General features: G+C 60.7%; 9 protein-coding genes and 9 pseudogenes. 10 read left to right on the forward strand and 8 right to left on the reverse strand.

What is annotated here, in order from left to right:
* Positions 1-111: 111 nt before the first annotated feature.
* The 5 genes and pseudogenes from PFEN_RS31085 to PFEN_RS20185 all read right to left on the reverse strand — a co-directional run bounded on the left by PFEN_RS31085 (position 112) and on the right by PFEN_RS20185 (position 5446).
* Complete coding sequence (locus PFEN_RS31085; protein ID WP_263596618.1) at positions 112-468, reverse strand: redoxin domain-containing protein; 357 nt, start codon at positions 466-468, stop codon at positions 112-114.
* 344 nt (positions 469-812) lie between these two features.
* A pseudogene (locus PFEN_RS20170) lies at positions 813-2135 on the reverse strand (LLM class flavin-dependent oxidoreductase); the annotation flags it as partial.
* A 29-nt stretch (positions 2136-2164) separates the two neighbouring features.
* Positions 2165-3130 (reverse strand): annotated as a pseudogene (locus tag PFEN_RS20175) (ABC transporter substrate-binding protein).
* 127 nt (positions 3131-3257) lie between these two features.
* Positions 3258-4841 carry a rhodanese homology domain-containing protein gene (locus PFEN_RS20180; protein ID WP_191488095.1) on the reverse strand — a complete coding sequence of 528 codons (1584 nt, stop codon included), beginning with the start codon at positions 4839-4841 and terminating at the stop codon, positions 3258-3260.
* Positions 4838-5446, reverse strand: coding sequence for a cysteine dioxygenase (locus PFEN_RS20185; RefSeq protein WP_191488094.1), 609 nt, complete (start codon positions 5444-5446; stop codon positions 4838-4840). Before PFEN_RS20185 ends, PFEN_RS20180 begins: the two co-directional genes overlap by 4 nt.
* A gap of 206 nt (positions 5447-5652) precedes the next feature.
* Here PFEN_RS20185 and PFEN_RS20190 point away from each other — a divergent pair.
* A pseudogene (locus tag PFEN_RS20190) lies at positions 5653-6569 on the forward strand (LysR family transcriptional regulator).
* A gap of 120 nt (positions 6570-6689) precedes the next feature.
* Positions 6690-7484, forward strand: a complete 795-nt coding sequence (locus tag PFEN_RS20195) for a class II aldolase/adducin family protein (RefSeq protein WP_191488092.1) — start codon at positions 6690-6692, stop codon at positions 7482-7484.
* 119 nt (positions 7485-7603) lie between these two features.
* Here PFEN_RS20195 and PFEN_RS20200 read toward each other — a convergent pair.
* Positions 7604-8309: pseudogene (locus PFEN_RS20200) on the reverse strand (LLM class flavin-dependent oxidoreductase); the annotation flags it as partial.
* Between the two features lie 75 nt (positions 8310-8384).
* On the opposite strand from PFEN_RS20200, the pseudogene PFEN_RS30735 reads away from it, so the two are divergent.
* A pseudogene (locus PFEN_RS30735) lies at positions 8385-9040 on the forward strand (alkanesulfonate monooxygenase); the annotation flags it as partial.
* Positions 9041-9159: 119 nt separating this feature from the next.
* Here the strand turns inward: PFEN_RS30735 and PFEN_RS20205 are convergent.
* Complete coding sequence (locus tag PFEN_RS20205; protein ID WP_191488092.1) at positions 9160-9954, reverse strand: class II aldolase/adducin family protein; 795 nt, start codon at positions 9952-9954, stop codon at positions 9160-9162.
* A gap of 120 nt (positions 9955-10074) precedes the next feature.
* A pseudogene (locus PFEN_RS20210) lies at positions 10075-10979 on the reverse strand (LysR family transcriptional regulator).
* Positions 10980-11198: 219 nt separating this feature from the next.
* Between PFEN_RS20210 and PFEN_RS20215 the strand changes: the two are divergent.
* The 7 genes and pseudogenes from PFEN_RS20215 to PFEN_RS20240 form a co-directional block, all read left to right on the forward strand.
* Positions 11199-11806 (forward strand): annotated as a pseudogene (locus tag PFEN_RS20215) (cysteine dioxygenase).
* Positions 11803-13385 (forward strand): annotated as a pseudogene (locus PFEN_RS20220) (rhodanese homology domain-containing protein). The pseudogenes PFEN_RS20215 and PFEN_RS20220 overlap by 4 nt, the downstream one beginning before the upstream one ends.
* A gap of 126 nt (positions 13386-13511) precedes the next feature.
* A pseudogene (locus PFEN_RS20225) lies at positions 13512-14476 on the forward strand (ABC transporter substrate-binding protein).
* Between the two features lie 29 nt (positions 14477-14505).
* Positions 14506-15852, forward strand: coding sequence for an LLM class flavin-dependent oxidoreductase (locus PFEN_RS20230; RefSeq protein WP_191488097.1), 1347 nt, complete (start codon positions 14506-14508; stop codon positions 15850-15852).
* The gene (locus tag PFEN_RS30740) at positions 15818-16165 is read left to right on the forward strand and encodes a hypothetical protein (protein WP_224771020.1); all 348 of its coding nucleotides are present in this window, start codon (positions 15818-15820) and stop codon (positions 16163-16165) included. The genes PFEN_RS20230 and PFEN_RS30740 overlap by 35 nt, the downstream gene beginning before the upstream one ends.
* Positions 16120-16488: a redoxin domain-containing protein gene (locus PFEN_RS30745; RefSeq protein ID WP_263596619.1), complete on the forward strand. Its 369-nt coding sequence runs from the start codon at positions 16120-16122 to the stop codon at positions 16486-16488. The genes PFEN_RS30740 and PFEN_RS30745 overlap by 46 nt, the downstream gene beginning before the upstream one ends.
* A 56-nt stretch (positions 16489-16544) precedes the next feature.
* A partial coding sequence (locus PFEN_RS20240) for a twin-arginine translocation signal domain-containing protein (RefSeq protein ID WP_191488544.1) occupies positions 16545-16656 on the forward strand: 112 nt, incomplete at its 3' end.

A 16656-nucleotide genomic window follows, 5' to 3' on the forward strand; every position in this document is an offset into this window, starting at 1 on the left:
CGGCACCAGGGACGACAGCCCCAGCGCGCCAAGGCGATGGAGCTGGCGGTAAGGAAGCCGCGACGATTGAGCTGTCCCTGTATGATCTTGGTCATCTTGGTCAGGCCCTGGTCAGATGGCGATAGGCAGGGCGGTGTGCCCCAACAGCTGTTCAACCACATGCAATACCGGTTCGGCTTCGGTACGCACCAGCCAGTCCGGGCTGACTTCAACGAAGGCCACCGTGCCGTCCTGGGCGATGACGACGACGGTGGGCTGAGGCAATTCCCAGGTGCCGGTGCCGGTGGTGTCACCGATGAAATTGCCCTTGGCCAACGCGGCTTTTCGTGAGGCCTCGTCGAAGCTGTAGAGAATCCCCAGGCGCCGGCCGAGGTTGTTGTCCGGGTCGCTGGTCACCTGCAGTTGCAGGTGATGTCGGGTCTTGATCTCGACCAGGCGTTCGGGCACCTGCGGGCTGACCGCCACCACGGCACCCTAGCTCCCGTAGGCGCGGATAGAGCTGGCGCTCGTAATAGGGCAGGGCGATATTGCATGCGGGGCAGCCGGCGAAGCGGAAAAAAATCAATACTGCCGGGCCGTCGGCCAGCAACAGGTCACGGTTCAGTTCGCCGCCTTCAACGTTGAGCAAGGTAAATGGGGCCAGCTTGTCACCGATCTGGACGTAATCATCGACCTTTGCTTCATCCACCAGACGTTGGCGTTGGTTGATATTGACCTGCAGCGCCGCCGGTTCCCAGGTCGCTACGCGCTCGGCGTGCAGATCCGCCAACAAGCGGTTGAGAGATTTGCTCATGCCAGGGCCTCCAGCTTTCTTCTGCCTCAAGGGCGATGCTGTAGCGGTTGGCCGGAACGTCCAGGCCCAGGTTATCGCGCAGCGTGATGCCACTGTATTCGCTGCGAAACAGACCGCGCTGTTGCAACACTGGTACCACCTGTTCGGTGAAATACTGCAAACCATCCGGCAGCAGCGAGTTGATGATGAAGCCATCGGCTGCCCCTGCTTCGAACCAGGTCTGGATCGCGTCGGCGACCTGCTCCGGCGTGCCGACGAAGTCGCGTTTGGGGCGCGAAAAACGTAGCGCCACTTCCCGCAGAGTCAGGCCTTCGTCCCGAGCCAGTTGTTTGATGCGGTCAGAGCCGCCTTTCTGGCTGTTGGAGCCCAAGTCGCCCAGTTCGGGGAATGGCGCATCCAGCGGGTATTGACTGAAATCATGGTCGTTGAATGGCCGACCCAGGGCGACAATGGCGTCCTCGACGGTCACCAGTTCCACGGCTTGCTGGTAGCGGCTTTCCACTTCGGCTTCATCGCGGCCGACAATCGGTCGGATGCCCGGCAGGATAGACAGCTGATTGGCATCGCGACCAACATTGCGGGCGCGCTGTTTCAGATCCTGGGCGTAGGCGAGGGCTTCATCGAGGCTCTCGGCGTGGACAAAAATCGCATCAGCATGCTCGGCGGCAAAATTACGCCCGGCCTCGGAAGTGCCGGCCTGGAAAATCACCGGCTGACCCTGGCGGGATCGGGCAATATTCAGTGGGCCCTTGACCGAGAAGAACTCACCCTTGTGTTCCAGGGCATGCAGCTTGCCGGGTGTGAAGAACTCGCCGCTTTGCTTGTTGTAGGCGAAGGCGTCGTCTTCCCAGGAGTCCCACAGGCCCTTGACCACATCCACGTGCTCCTTGGCGATGCGATAGCGCACGGCATGGGGTGGGTGTTCGGCCTTGCCGAAGTTGTCGGCGGTGCCGCTGAGCCAGGAGGTCACTACGTTCCAGCCGGCGCGGCCGCCGCTGATATGATCCAGGGAGGCGAACTGGCGCGCCACCTGGAAGGGTTCGGTGTAGCTGACGGTCACGGTCGCCACCAGGCCGATGTGCGACGTCAGGGCTGCCAGGGCCGAAAGGATGGTCAGCGGTTCGAAGCGGTTGAGGTAGTGGGGGCTGGATTTTTCATGGATATGCAGGCTATCGGCGATGAACACGAAATCGAACTTCGCGCTTTCGGCCAGTTGTGTCTGCTGCTGGTAGAAACCGAAGTTGACACTGGCGTTGGGTTGGGCCTGCGGATGGCGCCATTCGCCCCAACCATGGCCGACGCCATGGACCATGGCACCGAGTTTCAGTTGGCGTTTGCTCATGTTCTCACTCCTTCTAGCGGGACGGCGGTTTATCGAGAGGCTTGGGTCAGTGGGGTACGCTTGGCGTTGAAGCTCTTGTCGAAGCCTTGGGAGACATCGATGTGTTGGGTGAGAATCCCCTCTTCCTGGTAGATGTCAGCGGTGGTTTGCAGGCCGCTGATCACCGCGTCGCTGATCTCCACCGGTTGCATATGGGTGGCCTTGGCTACGGCGATATGCACCGCCAGGGGCAGGCCAGTGACCTTGGCCTGAGCGGCGGCATACTCTTCGGGATGGGCATTGCTCCAGCGATAGGCACGGTCGACCCGGGCAACGAAGTCGTCCAGTTGCTGGCGCTTGACGGCGATGGCCTGGTGGGTGGCCGCGAGGTACAAGTGGTTGGTCAGCAGGCGGTCACCGCTGACCAGGACCTGGCCTGGCTTGGGTGGTGGCGATGGTGGTATAGGGGTCCCAGGTCGACCAGGCGTCGGCGCCGCCGTTGTCCAACAAGATGCGCGACTCACTGGGCAGCAGGTAAATGAACTGCACGTCCTGGGTGGTCAGGCCGACACTGCGCAGCGTCTTGATCGCCAGGAAGTGTCCGATGGAGCCACGGGTGGTGACGATGCGCTTGCCCTTGAGGTCGGCGGCGGTGTTCAGTGACGAATCCTTCGGTGCGAGTATGGCCGTGGTGTAGCGCCCCTCGGCGTGGAGAATGCTCACCACCTTCAACGGTGCACCGGCACCGAGGGCGAACACATAGGGCGCATCGCCCAAGGCGCCGATATCCACGGCGCCAGCATTCAGCGCTTCACCCAGCGGGGCGGCGGCGGGGAACTCGGAAAACTGGATCTCATAAGGCACATCTTTCAGTTCGCCGGACACCTCCAGCAGCACTTTGATCGTCGACTTTTGATTGGCCACCAACAACGGTTGCAGTCGGTAGCGTGGCTAGCCGCGCCGAACGTGAGGGCGGTGCTGAACAGCAGATGCTTGAGCGGTTGGGTAAAGCGCATAACAGCGTGCTCCAGGCGAACCTTGATGTTTCGTGTCACCTCCGCCTGGAGAAAGGGGTCGGGCTGAATTCAATGTATGGCGTATCGAACGGCGCTGCCCGGCATTCGGCGCAGAAGCCTGGAGGGCTCAGATCACATAAAAGCCATGGGTGCCGTCGCGGGCCAGTTGGTCCACCAGGCCGAATTCCCAGTCCAGGTAGGCCTGCATGGCTTCCCGGGGGTTGTCGGTACCTTCGTAGGGGCGGCGATAGCGGTCGATGCGTGGTGAGGCGAGGTGGCTTTCGCCTTCCTCCAGCGGTAGTTGTGCGGCAATCCAACTGGCGGTGCCGTCTTGTAGCAGGAACACCTGCTTGCCGGTCAGTGCCTCGACTTCGGCCACCGCCAGGCGTGCCAGTTGGCCGCTGCCGCAGGTCAGCACATAGCGTTGCGCTGCTGGCACCTTGGCCAGGACTTGCGGCAATTGCGCGCGCAGGGCCCACCAGGCACCGGGGATATGGCGTTTGACGTAGTTGGCGCTGCTGGTGAAGTCCAGTACCGCGGTGTCACCGTGGGGCAGCCATTCGGCCAGGGTCTGCGGGCTGATGACTTCGGCCTGTCGGGGTGCCGGGGCCGGCGCCTGCCACGCACCGTGTTCACTGAAGTGCGCCGGTTGCAGGTCATCCAGCACCTGTACCTCCCAACCCAGTTGGGCAAGCCAGGAGGCGGACATATTGGCCCGCACACCGTCGTCATCGACCAGCACCAGGCGCGCGCCACGCACGCTGGCGAAGTGGTCGGTTTCCTGCACCAGTTGGCCGCCCGGTGTCGAGCGGGCGCCGGGCAGGTGACCGGCTTCGAACTCCTCCGGAGTGCGTACGTCGAACAGGTAGGTGGTGCGCGCCGGTTGCTGCTGCCAGCGCTTCAGGTCGGCCAGGGTGGCGCGGCCCACGCGGGCTTTGTCGGCAACGCGGCGGGCAGCCTTGGCAGCGACTTGGCGATGTTCTTCCGAGGTTGGGGCAAAGCGGCGTGATTGACCATGCTGCAATGTTTGCCCGGCCAACGTCCAGCCGATGGTGCCGTTGCGCAGCGCGGATACCGGGTTGGCGATACCGGCATTGATCAGCGACTGGGTACCGATGATGCTGCGGGTGCGTCCGGCGCAGTTGACAATGATTTGGGTGGCCGGGTCTGGCGCCAGTTCGCGGGCGCGTAACACCAGCTCGGCACCGGGGACGCTGATGCCAGTGGGAATGCTCATGGTCTGGTATTCATCAAAACGACGGGCGTCGAGCACCACCACGTCGGCGTTACCGTCGAGCAGCGCCTGGACCTCTTCAGCGGCCAGGGACGGTGTGTGGCGCTGGCTTTCCACCAGTTCACCGAAGGCTTTGCTGGGGACGTTGACGTCGATAAACAGTTCGCCGCCGGCGCTGCGCCAACCGTCAAGACCGCCCGCCAACAGGCTGACCTGGGTGTAGCCGAGCGTCTGCAAGCGCTGGGCGGCGATGTTTGCCAGGCCTTCGCCGTTGTCGTAGACCGTCACATGGGTGTCACGGCGAGGGATGCGCGAGAAAACCTCCAGCTCCAGTTTGGACAGCGGGATGTTGGTGGCGAACAGTGGATGGGATTCGGCGAAAGGCGCTTCTTCGCGCACATCGACGAGGGCGACTTCTTCATGGTCCAACAGTGCCTGACGAATCTGGGCGAAGGTGCGGTTCGATACAGTACTCATAGGGCAGGGCTCTCTTTGGACAAATCCCAGATGTTCGGGAGAAAAGCGTTGGAGTAACCGGAGATAAACAGTTTCTCGCTGCCGTCGGGCTGATACACCGCTCGGCGCACGGCACCGATATTGGCGCCGTAGACATGAATGCTGATGGACACTTGATCATCAAAGGCATTGCTGACCTGGTGGATGTCACCGATCTTCGGCGAGACGGATTCGACCTGACCCGGTTTCAGTTGGATCCGCTTGCCCTCGGCGATCAAGGCACCGTCGCTGCTGCGCTGGAATCCTTGGGAGTATTCGGAGCCGCGCAACATGCCGATCAGTCCCCATACCCGATGATCATGAATCGGCGTGCTTTGCCCCGGCCCCCACACGAAGCTGACGATGCTGAAACGCTGCCGCGAATCAGCATGCAGCAGAAACTGCTGATAGCGCTCGGGGCTGGGTTGAGCAAATTCGTCCGGCAACCAGTCATCATGGCTGACCAGTTGCGCCAACAGTTTGCCGCCGCGGTGCAGCAGATCGCCTTCGCGAGGGTTGCCGTCGATCAGTTCCGCCAGCGCGCCTATGAATGCTCTGAGTCTCTCCGGGTGTCGCGCTTGGGTCATGAGATTTCCATCGTGGGTGATTCGTGGTGATGGGTTTATATAAGCATAATGTTTGTTGTTAATATGCTATTTTTTAATGATTAGGTTATAGCTGAAAGTAATTTAGAACTGGGCTGAATAGCGTTAGACGTTATCTGTAGGCGGGTGGGCTATCCAGGCACCGCGAATGGAACTATGCTTTTCATACATTTTAATGACGCTTCTCTATGTGCGGCCCAAATGAAATTGACGATATCGATGCCTTTGTCGAAGTGATTCGTTGCCAGTCCATCAGCCATGCCGCCGAGTCGTTGCAACTGACCCAGCCGGCGATCACCCGCCGCGTGCAGAACTTTGAGCAGGCGCTGGGGGTGGAGTTGTTTGACCGTAACACCAAGCCGCTCAAGCCTACATTGATCGGAACCCGGGTTTATGAACAGTGCCGTCTGATCCTGCGGGAGATGGATGCATTACGCGAGTTGGTGGCCACCGACGCACCACCCACCGGGCTGTTGCGCCTGGGCGTGCCGCAAACCATCGGCGATGTGGTGTTGCTGGACGCCCTCAAGCATTTGCGCACCGAATACCCCGACCTGCGCGCGCAGGTGGCCACGGCTGGGGCAGCCAGTTGGTCGGCAAGATCGAGCGCGGTGAGCTGGATGCGGCGGCGGCGTTGTTTCCGGCGGGCAAGATCTTCCCGGACAACATCGTCGGCGAATCCATCGGCAAGATGGAACTGGTGGTGGTGTGCGCCAAGGCCCAGTTGCCCAAGCGCTCCTGCAAGCTGGCGGATGTCTACCAGAACGGCTGGGTCCTCAACCCCGATGGCTGCGGCTTCCGTGCCGGGCTGCAACGTACCCTGTCGGATCAGGGGCTTGCCTTGCGGGTCAACCTGGAAACCTTTGGGACCGAGTTGCAGTTGGGGTTGGTGGCTGATGGCCTGGGCCTGGGCCTGGTGCCGCGCCCGTTGCTGGAACGCAGCCTTCATCGCGAGCAACTGGCGGTCATGCCTCTCAAGGATTTCAAGCCGGTGATGGACCTGTGGCTGATCTACCCGCACTTTCTTGGCAATCTGCAAGGACCGGTGGATGTCTTTGGCAAGCTGGTGGCAGCGTCGTTGCACAAAATTAGAAGCGCGGCCTGATTACGGTGTTTAATATGAAAAAAAATAATAATTAGCTTAGATTAAAATGTGATTTTTATTATTTTTTTCCATCCCATAGGCTTGCCTGGAAGTCCTTAAGGCCATCCAGGAAGTTTTGCCATGAGTAACGTCAGTCCGTTAACCAGCGTCTCGAACAATGTCCGATTGCGGGTCACTCCAGAAGAGTGGGAGGTCCGCGTCAAGCTGGCTGCGGCCTATCGGCTGGCGGCTTTGTATCAGTGGACCGATCACATCTACACCCATTTCTCCGCCCGCGTACCGGGGCCCGAGGAGCATTTCCTGATCAATGCCTTCGGGTTGTTGTTTGATGAAATCAGCGCCTCCAACCTGGTCAAGGTGGACATCGACGGCACCCTTGTCGACGACCCTACCGGGCTGGGCATCAACTACGCCGGTTATGTGATCCACAGCGCCATCCACGGTGCTCGTCCCGACCTGCAAGCGGTATTGCACACCCATACCCGCGATGGCATTGCGGTGTCGGCGCAGAAGGATGGGTTGTTGCCGATTTCCCAGCATTCCCTTGGTTTTTCCGGGCGGGTGGCCTACCACGGGTATGAGGGGGTGGCCCTGGATCTGGATGAGCGTGAACGGCTGGTGGCGGATCTGGGGGACAAGAGCGTGATGATCCTGCGCAACCACGGGTTGTTGACGGCCGGGATCAGTGTTGAGCATGCGTTCCAGCAGTTACAGGGGTTGGAGCGCGCGTGCAATATTCAGATTGCGGCGCAGACGGCGGGGAATGCCGAATTGATCTTTCCTCCGGCCGAGGTGGTGGCCAAGGTCGAGCAGCAGGCTGAGGTGTTCAAGAGTGGAGAGGGGGCTGGGGTGGCGCGGCATTGGAATGCGCTGATTCGACAGTTGGAGCGTACGGACACCGACTACAAGAATTAAGGCGGGCCTGATAAGTCAGGAGGCGTTGATATCTTTCCCCTTCACCCTAACTGCCCCCTCAGGAAGAGGGGGACAGTGGTTTCGTGTAGCAGGCCAAAACATCTCTTTCAAGAAACGGCCTAGGCGACCTTTTCAGATGCTTGCCGCTCGCGTTCTGCCACAACTGCGGGTCAGGGGGATCAGGCGCTTGCCATAGTCGATGGCATCATTGAGGGGGTCGAAGCCGCGAATCAGGAAGGTGGTGATACCGAGGTCGTAATAGTCGAGCAGGGCCTGTGCCACTTGTTCGGCAGTGCCCACCAGCGACGTCGAATTACCTTGCGCCCCAGCAACCGCATCCCGGTCCATAAGCGCTTGTCCAACCTTGCCCCCTGGCTGCGGCGGCCAGTAGACGACGAGACCTTCGTTCGGCGGTTCGCGCCGCACAAATCCGTTTTGCTCGGCCAAGGCGGTAGCCTGTTGCAGAATGTGCTCTGCGCGCTGCCACGCCAGTTCTCGGTCTCGGCCAGGATCGGCCGCAACGACAAACTGAAGCGAATCGCGACATGTTTGCTGCTTCGCTGTACCTGGGTCACCACTTCCGTACTGCTCATAGGTTTCACCCCAAGCGCATACACGCCGCATGTTTGCCCGCCGCAATGCGGCCGCTGAGAGCCGCAAAATACACCGGGATATGTGGCTTTGCGGCGACCTTACTCGATACGCGCCCGACCTGGTAATAGGTGCCGTCATAGTCAAGGGCTCTCATAGTCCTCCTGGCGCACCACGCTCAGGTATTCATCCGTGCGGGCGAGGTTCGTCCTTGCCGATATGGCTTCCGCCCGCAGTTCGCACCGCCGTGTTCACCGGCGCGCCGCACGGCGAATCACGGCAATCGCCAACCGGCCAGGAACCTATCGCAAGGACGAACGCTACCGCACGGATGAAACCTGAGCGTGGGCGCCAGGAGTGGACTAGGAGAAGCCCTTTGACTATGACGGACTAACAGGTCGAGGCGCTACTCGACGTAAGTCGCCGAACAGCAATACCCGGTTTTTGGGCTCTTCAGCGGCCGCATTGCGTGGCGCAAACATGCGGACGTGTATGGCTTGGGTGAAACCTATGAGCAGGTACGGGAGTGGGACCCAGGTAGACTGAAGCAGCCAACATGGGGACGATTCGCTTCAGTTGCGTTGCGGCGATCTGGCGAGACGAGGACTGGGTGCAGGCGCAGAGCAATTCTGCAACGGCACCGCTTGGCGAGCAAAAGGATTTGTGCGGCGCGAACCGCGCGAGGTCTCGTGTCTACTGCCGCCGCAGCCAGGGGGCAAGGTGGACAAGCGCTTATGGACCGGGATTGCCGGGTTGCTGGGGGGCAAGGTAATTCGACGTCGCTGGTGGCACTGCCGAACAAGTGGCACAGGCCCTGCTCGACTATTACGACCTCGGTATCACCACCTCCTGATTCGCGGCTTCGACCCCCTCATGATGCCATCGACTATGGCAAGCGCCTGATCCCCCTGACCCGCCAGTTGGTGGCAGAACGCGAGCGGCAAGCATCTGAAAAGGTCGCCTAGGCCGTTTCTTGAAAGAGATGTTTTGGCCTGCTACACGAAACCACTGTCCCCCTCTTCCTGAGGGGGCAGTTAGGGTGAAGGGGAAAGATATCAACGCCTCCTGACTTATCAGGCCCGCCTTAATTCTTGTAGTCGGTGTCCGTACGCTCCAACTGTCGAATCAGCGCATTCCAATGCCGCGCCACCCCAGCCCCCTCTCCACTCTTGAACACCTCAGCCTGCTGCTCGACCTTGGCCACCACCTCGGCCGGAGGAAAGATCAATTCGGCATTCCCCGCCGTCTGCGCCGCAATCTGAATATTGCACGCGCGCTCCAACCCCTGTAACTGCTGGAACGCATGCTCAACACTGATCCCGGCCGTCAACAACCCGTGGTTGCGCAGGATCATCACGCTCTTGTCCCCCAGATCCGCCACCAGCCGTTCACGCTCATCCAGATCCAGGGCCACCCCCTCATACCCGTGGTAGGCCACCCGCCCGGAAAAACCAAGGGAATGCTGGGAAATCGGCAACAACCCATCCTTCTGCGCCGACACCGCAATGCCATCGCGGGTATGGGTGTGCAATACCGCTTGCAGGTCGGGACGAGCACCGTGGATGGCGCTGTGGATCACATAACCGGCGTAGTTGATGCCCAGCCCGGTAGGGTCGTCGACAAGGGTGCCGTCGATGTCCACCTTGACCAGGTTGGAGGCGCTGATTTCATCAAACAACAACCCGAAGGCATTGATCAGGAAATGCTCCTCGGGCCCCGGTACGCGGGCGGAGAAATGGGTGTAGATGTGATCGGTCCACTGATACAAAGCCGCCAGCCGATAGGCCGCAGCCAGCTTGACGCGGACCTCCCACTCTTCTGGAGTGACCCGCAATCGGACATTGTTCGAGACGCTGGTTAACGGACTGACGTTACTCATGGCAAAACTTCCTGGATGGCCTTAAGGACTTCCAGGCAAGCCTATGGGATGGAAAAAAATAATAAAAATCACATTTTAATCTAAGCTAATTATTATTTTTTTTCATATTAAACACCGTAATCAGGCCGCGCTTCTAATTTTGTGCAACGACGCTGCCACCAGCTTGCCAAAGACATCCACCGGTCCTTGCAGATTGCCAAGAAAGTGCGGGTAGATCAGCCACAGGTCCATCACCGGCTTGAAATCCTTGAGAGGCATGACCGCCAGTTGCTCGCGATGAAGGCTGCGTTCCAGCAACGGGCGCGGCACCAGGCCCAGGCCCAGGCCATCAGCCACCAACCCAACTGCAACTCGGTCCCAAAGGTTTCCAGGTTGACCCGCAAGGCAAGCCCCTGATCCGACAGGGTACGTTGCAGCCCGGCACGGAAGCCGCAGCCATCGGGGTTGAGGACCCAGCCGTTCTGGTAGACATCCGCCAGCTTGCAGGAGCGCTTGGGCAACTGGGCCTTGGCGCACACCACCACCAGTTCCATCTTGCCGATGGATTCGCCGACGATGTTGTCCGGGAAGATCTTGCCCGCCGGAAACAACGCCGCCGCCGCATCCAGCTCACCGCGCTCGATCTTGCCGACCAACTGGCTGCCCCAGCCGGTGGCCACCTGCGCGCGCAGGTCGGGGTATTCGGTGCGCAAATGCTTGAGGGCGTCCAGCAACACCACATCGCCGATGGTTTGCGGCACGCCCAGGCGCAACAGCCCGGTGGGTGGTGCGTCGGTGGCCACCAACTCGCGTAATGCATCCATCTCCCGCAGGATCAGACGGCACTGTTCATAAACCCGGGTTCCGATCAATGTAGGCTTGAGCGGCTTGGTGTTACGGTCAAACAACTCCACCCCCAGCGCCTGCTCAAAGTTCTGCACGCGGCGGGTGATCGCCGGCTGGGTCAGTTGCAACGACTCGGCGGCATGGCTGATGGACTGGCAACGAATCACTTCGACAAAGGCATCGATATCGTCAATTTTCATTTGGGCCGCACATAGAGAAGCGTCATTAAAATGTATGAAAAGCATAGTTCCATTCGCGGTGCCTGGATAGCCCACCCGCCTACAGATAACGTCTAACGCTATTCAGCCCAGTTCTAAATTACTTTCAGCTATAACCTAATCATTAAAAAATAGCATATTAACAACAAACATTATGCTTATATAAACCCATCACCACGAATCACCCACGATGGAAATCTCATGACCCAAGCGCGACACCCGGAGAGACTCAGAGCATTCATAGGCGCGCTGGCGGAACTGATCGACGGCAACCCTCGCGAAGGCGATCTGCTGCACCGCGGCGGCAAACTGTTGGCGCAACTGGTCAGCCATGATGACTGGTTGCCGGACGAATTTGCTCAACCAGCCCCGAGCGCTATCAGCAGTTTCTGCTGCATGCTGATTCGCGGCAGCGTTTCAGCATCGTCAGCTTCGTGTGGGGGCCGGGGCAAAGCACGCCGATTCATGATCATCGGGTATGGGGACTGATCGGCATGTTGCGCGGCTCCGAATACTCCCAAGGATTCCAGCGCAGCAGCGACGGTGCCTTGATCGCCGAGGGCAAGCGGATCCAACTGAAACCGGGTCAGGTCGAATCCGTCTCGCCGAAGATCGGTGACATCCACCAGGTCAGCAATGCCTTTGATGATCAAGTGTCCATCAGCATTCATGTCTACGGCGCCAATATCGGTGCCGTGCGCCGAGCGGTGTATCAGCCCGACGGCAGCGAGAAACTGTTTATCTCCGGTTACTCCAACGCTTTTCTCCCGAACATCTGGGATTTGTCCAAAGAGAGCCCTGCCCTATGAGTACTGTATCGAACCGCACCTTCGCCAGATTCGTCAGGCACTGTTGGACCATGAAGAAGTCGCCCTCGTCGATGTGCGCGAAGAAGCGCCTTTCGCCGAATCCCATCCACTGTTCGCCACCAACATCCCGCTGTCCAAACTGGAGCTGGAGGTTTTCTCGCGCATCCCTCGCCGTGACACCCATGTGACGGTCTACGACAACGGCGAAGGCCTGGCAAACATCGCCGCCCAGCGCTTGCAGACGCTCGGCTACACCCAGGTCAGCCTGTTGGCGGGCGGTCTTGACGGTTGGCGCAGCGCCGGCGGCGAACTGTTTATCGACGTCAACGTCCCCAGCAAAGCCTTCGGTGAACTGGTGGAAAGCCAGCGCCACACACCGTCCCTGGCCGCTGAAGAGGTCCAGGCGCTGCTCGACGGTAACGCCGACGTGGTGGTGCTCGACGCCCGTCGTTTTGATGAATACCAGACCATGAGCATTCCCACTGGCATCAGCGTCCCCGGTGCCGAGCTGGTGTTACGCGCCCGCGAACTGGCGCCAGACCCGGCCACCCAAATCATTGTCAACTGCGCCGGACGCACCCGCAGCATCATCGGTACCCAGTCGCTGATCAATGCCGGTATCGCCAACCCGGTATCCGCGCTGCGCAACGGCACCATCGGCTGGACGTTGGCCGGGCAAACATTGCAGCATGGTCAATCACGCCGCTTTGCCCCAACCTCGGAAGAACATCGCCAAGTCGCTGCCAAGGCTGCCCGCCGCGTTGCCGACAAAGCCCGCGTGGGCCGCGCCACCCTGGCCGACCTGAAGCGCTGGCAGCAGCAACCGGCGCGCACCACCTACCTGTTCGACGTACGCACTCCGGAGGAGTTCGAAGCCGGTCACCTGCCCGGCGCCCGCTCGACACCGGGCGGCCAACTGGTGCAGGAAACCGACCACTTCGCCAGCGTGCGTGGCGCGCGCCTGGTGCTGGTCGATGACGACGGTGTGCGGGCCAATATGTCCGCCTCCTGGCTTGCCCAACTGGGTTGGGAGGTACAGGTGCTGGATGACCTGCAACCGGCGCACTTCAGTGAACACGGTGCGTGGCAGGCGCCGGCCCCGGCACCCCGACAGGCCGAAGTCATCAGCCCGCAGACCCTGGCCGAATGGCTGCCCCACGGTGACACCGCGGTACTGGACTTCACCAGCAGCGCCAACTACGTCAAACGCCATATCCCCGGTGCCTGGTGGGCCCTGCGCGCGCAATTGCCGCAAGTCCTGGCCAAGGTGCCAGCAGCGCAACGCTATGTGCTGACCTGCGGCAGCGGCCAACTGGCACGCCTGGCGGTGGCCGAAGTCGAGGCACTGACCGGCAAGCAGGTGTTCCTGCTACAAGACGGCACCGCCAGTTGGATTGCCGCACAACTACCGCTGGAGGAAGGCGAAAGCCACCTCGCCTCACCACGCATCGACCGCTATCGCCGCCCCTACGAAGGTACCGACAACCCCCGGGAAGCCATGCAGGCCTACCTGGACTGGGAATTCGGCCTGGTGGACCAACTGGCCCGCGACGGCACCCATGGCTTTTATGTGATCTGAGCCTCCAGGCTTCTGCGCCGAATGCCGGGCAGCGCCGTTCGATACGCCATACATTGAATTCAGCCCGACCCCTTTCTCCAGGCGGAGGTGACACGAAACATCAAGGTTCGCCTGGAGCACGCTGTTATGCGCTTTACCCAACCGCTCAAGCATCTGCTGTTCAGCACCGCCCTCACGTTCGGCGCGGCTAGCCACGCTACCGACCTGCAACCGTTGTTGGTGGCCAATCAAAAGTCGACGATCAAAGTGCTGCTGGAGGTGTCCGGCGAACTGAAAGATGTGCCTTATGAGATCCAGTTTTCCGAGTTCCCCGCCGCCGCCCCGCTGGGTGAAGCGCTGAATGCTGGCGCCGTGGATATCGGCGCCTTGGGCGATGCGCCCTATGTGTTCGCCCTCGGTGCCGGTGCACCGTTGAAGGTGGTGAGCATTCTCCACGCCGAGGGGCGCTACACCACGGCCATACTCGCACCGAAGGATTCGTCACTGAACACCGCCGCCGACCTCAAGGGCAAGCGCATCGTCACCACCCGTGGCTCCATCGGACACTTCCTGGCGATCAAGACGCTGCGCAGTGTCGGCCTGACCACCCAGGACGTGCAGTTCATTTACCTGCTGCCCAGTGAGTCGCGCATCTTGTTGGACAACGGCGGCGCCGACGCCTGGTCGACCTGGGACCCCTATACCACCATCGCCACCACCCAAAGCCAGGCCAAGGTCCTGGTCAGCGGTGACCGCCTGCTGACCAACCACTTGTACTCGCGGCCACCCACCAGGCCATCGCCGTCAGCGCCAGCAACTGGACGACTTCGTTGCCCGGGTCGACCGTGCCTATCGCTGGAGCAATGCCCATCCCGAAGAGTATGCCGCCGCTCAGGCCAAGGTCACTGGCCTGCCCTGGCGGTGCATATCGCCGTAGCCAAGGCCACCCATATGCAACCGGTGGAGATCAGCGACGCGTGATCAGCGGCCTGCAAACCACCGCTGACATCTACCAGGAAGAGGGGATTCTCACCCAACACATCGATGTCTCCCAAGGCTTCGACAAGAGCTTCAACGCCAAGCGTACCCCACTGACCCAAGCCTCTCGATAAACCGCCGTCCCGCTAGAAGGAGTGAGAACATGAGCAAACGCCAACTGAAACTCGGTGCCATGGTCCATGGCGTCGGCCATGGTTGGGGCGAATGGCGCCATCCGCAGGCCCAACCCAACGCCAGTGTCAACTTCGGTTTCTACCAGCAGCAGACACAACTGGCCGAAAGCGCGAAGTTCGATTTCGTGTTCATCGCCGATAGCCTGCATATCCATGAAAAATCCAGCCCCCACTACCTCAACCGCTTCGAACCGCTGACCATCCTTTCGGCCCTGGCAGCCCTGACGTCGCACATCGGCCTGGTGGCGACCGTGACCGTCAGCTACACCGAACCCTTCCAGGTGGCGCGCCAGTTCGCCTCCCTGGATCATATCAGCGGCGGCCGCGCCGGCTGGAACGTAGTGACCTCCTGGCTCAGCGGCACCGCCGACAACTTCGGCAAGGCCGAACACCCACCCCATGCCGTGCGCTATCGCATCGCCAAGGAGCACGTGGATGTGGTCAAGGGCCTGTGGGACTCCTGGGAAGACGACGCCTTCGCCTACAACAAGCAAAGCGGCGAGTTCTTCACACCCGGCAAGCTGCATGCCCTGGAACACAAGGGTGAGTTCTTCTCGGTCAAGGGCCCACTGAATATTGCCCGATCCCGCCAGGGTCAGCCGGTGATTTTCCAGGCCGGCACTTCCGAGGCCGGGCGTAATTTTGCCGCCGAGCATGCTGATGCGATTTTTGTCCACGCCGAGAGCCTCGATGAAGCCCTCGCCTACGCCCAGGATCTGAAACAGCGCGCCCGCAATGTTGGTCGCGATGCCAATCAGCTGTCTATCCTGCCGGGCATCCGACCGATTGTCGGCCGCGATGAAGCCGAAGTGGAAAGCCGCTACCAGCAAGCCGTGGAACTGGTGACCGTCGAGGACGCCATTGTCGCCCTGGGTCGGCCATTCAACGACCATGATTTCAGTCAATACCCGCTGGATGCGCCATTCCCCGAACTGGGCGACTTGGGCTCCAACAGCCAGAAAGGCGGCTCTGACCGCATCAAACAACTGGCTCGGGACGAAGGCCTGACTCTGCGGGAAGTGGCGCTACGTTTTTCGCGCCCCAAACGCGACTTCGTCGGCACGCCGGAGCAGGTCGCCGACGCGATCCAGACCTGGTTCGAAGCAGGGGCAGCCGATGGCTTCATCATCAACTCGCTGCTGCCGGATGGTTTGCAGTATTTCACCGAACAGGTGGTACCAGTGTTGCAACAGCGCGGTCTGTTTCGCAGCGAATACAGTGGCATCACGCTGCGCGATAACCTGGGCCTGGACGTTCCGGCCAACCGCTACAGCATCGCCCTTGAGGCAGAAGAAAAGCTGGAGGCCCTGGCATGAGCAAATCTCTCAACCGCTTGTTGGCGATCTGCACGCCGAGCGCGTAGCGACCTGGGAACCGGCGGCGCTGCAGGTCAATATCAACCAACGCCAACGTCTGGTGGATGAAGCAAAGGTCGATGATTACGTCCAGATCGGTGACAAGCTGGCCCCATTTACCTTGCTCAACGTTGAAGGCGGCGAACTGAACCGTGACCTGTTGCTGGCCGACGGCCCGGCAGTATTGATTTTTTCCGCTTCGCCGGCTGCCCCGCATGCAATATCGCCCTGCCCTATTACGAGCGCCAGCTCTATCCGCGCCTACGGGAGCTAGGGGTGCCGTTGGTGGCGGTCAGCCCGCAGGTGCCCGAACGCCTGGTCGAGATCAAGACCCGACATCACCTGCAACTGCAGGTGACCAGCGACCCGGACAACAACCTCGGCCGGCGCCTGGGGATTCTCTACAGCTTCGACGAGGCCTCACGAAAAGCCGCGTTGGCCAAGGGCAATTTCATCGGTGACACCACCGGCACCGGCACCTGGGAATTGCCTCAGCCACCGTCGTCGTCATCGCCCAGGACGGCACGGTGGCCTTCGTTGAAGTCAGCCGGACTGGCTGGTGCGTACCGAAGCCGAACCGGTATTGCATGTGGTTGAACAGCTGTTGGGGCACACCGCCCTGCCTATCGCCATCTGACCAGGGCCTGACCAAGATGACCAAGATCATACAGGGACAGCTCAATCGTCGCGGCTTCCTTACCGCCAGCTCCATCGCCTTGGGCGCGCTGGGGCTGTCGTCCCTGGTGCGCGCGCTTTGGGCGCCAC

Source organism: Pseudomonas sp. FEN (assembly GCF_904067045.1).
Lineage (GTDB): Bacteria > Pseudomonadota > Gammaproteobacteria > Pseudomonadales > Pseudomonadaceae > Aquipseudomonas.

Bases quoted from the DNA above. Each gene is read 5' to 3' on its own strand.
- PFEN_RS20180 (WP_191488095.1), bottom strand. From the start codon at position 4,841: ATGAGTACTGTATCGAACCGCACCTTCGCCCAGATTCGTCAGGCACTG.
- PFEN_RS20185 (WP_191488094.1), bottom strand. From the start codon at position 5,446: ATGACCCAAGCGCGACACCCGGAGAGACTCAGAGCATTCATAGGCGCG.
- PFEN_RS20195 (WP_191488092.1), top strand. From the start codon at position 6,690: ATGAGTAACGTCAGTCCGTTAACCAGCGTCTCGAACAATGTCCGATTG.
- PFEN_RS20205 (WP_191488092.1), bottom strand. From the start codon at position 9,954: ATGAGTAACGTCAGTCCGTTAACCAGCGTCTCGAACAATGTCCGATTG.
- PFEN_RS20230 (WP_191488097.1), top strand. From the start codon at position 14,506: ATGAGCAAACGCCAACTGAAACTCGGTGCCATGGTCCATGGCGTCGGC.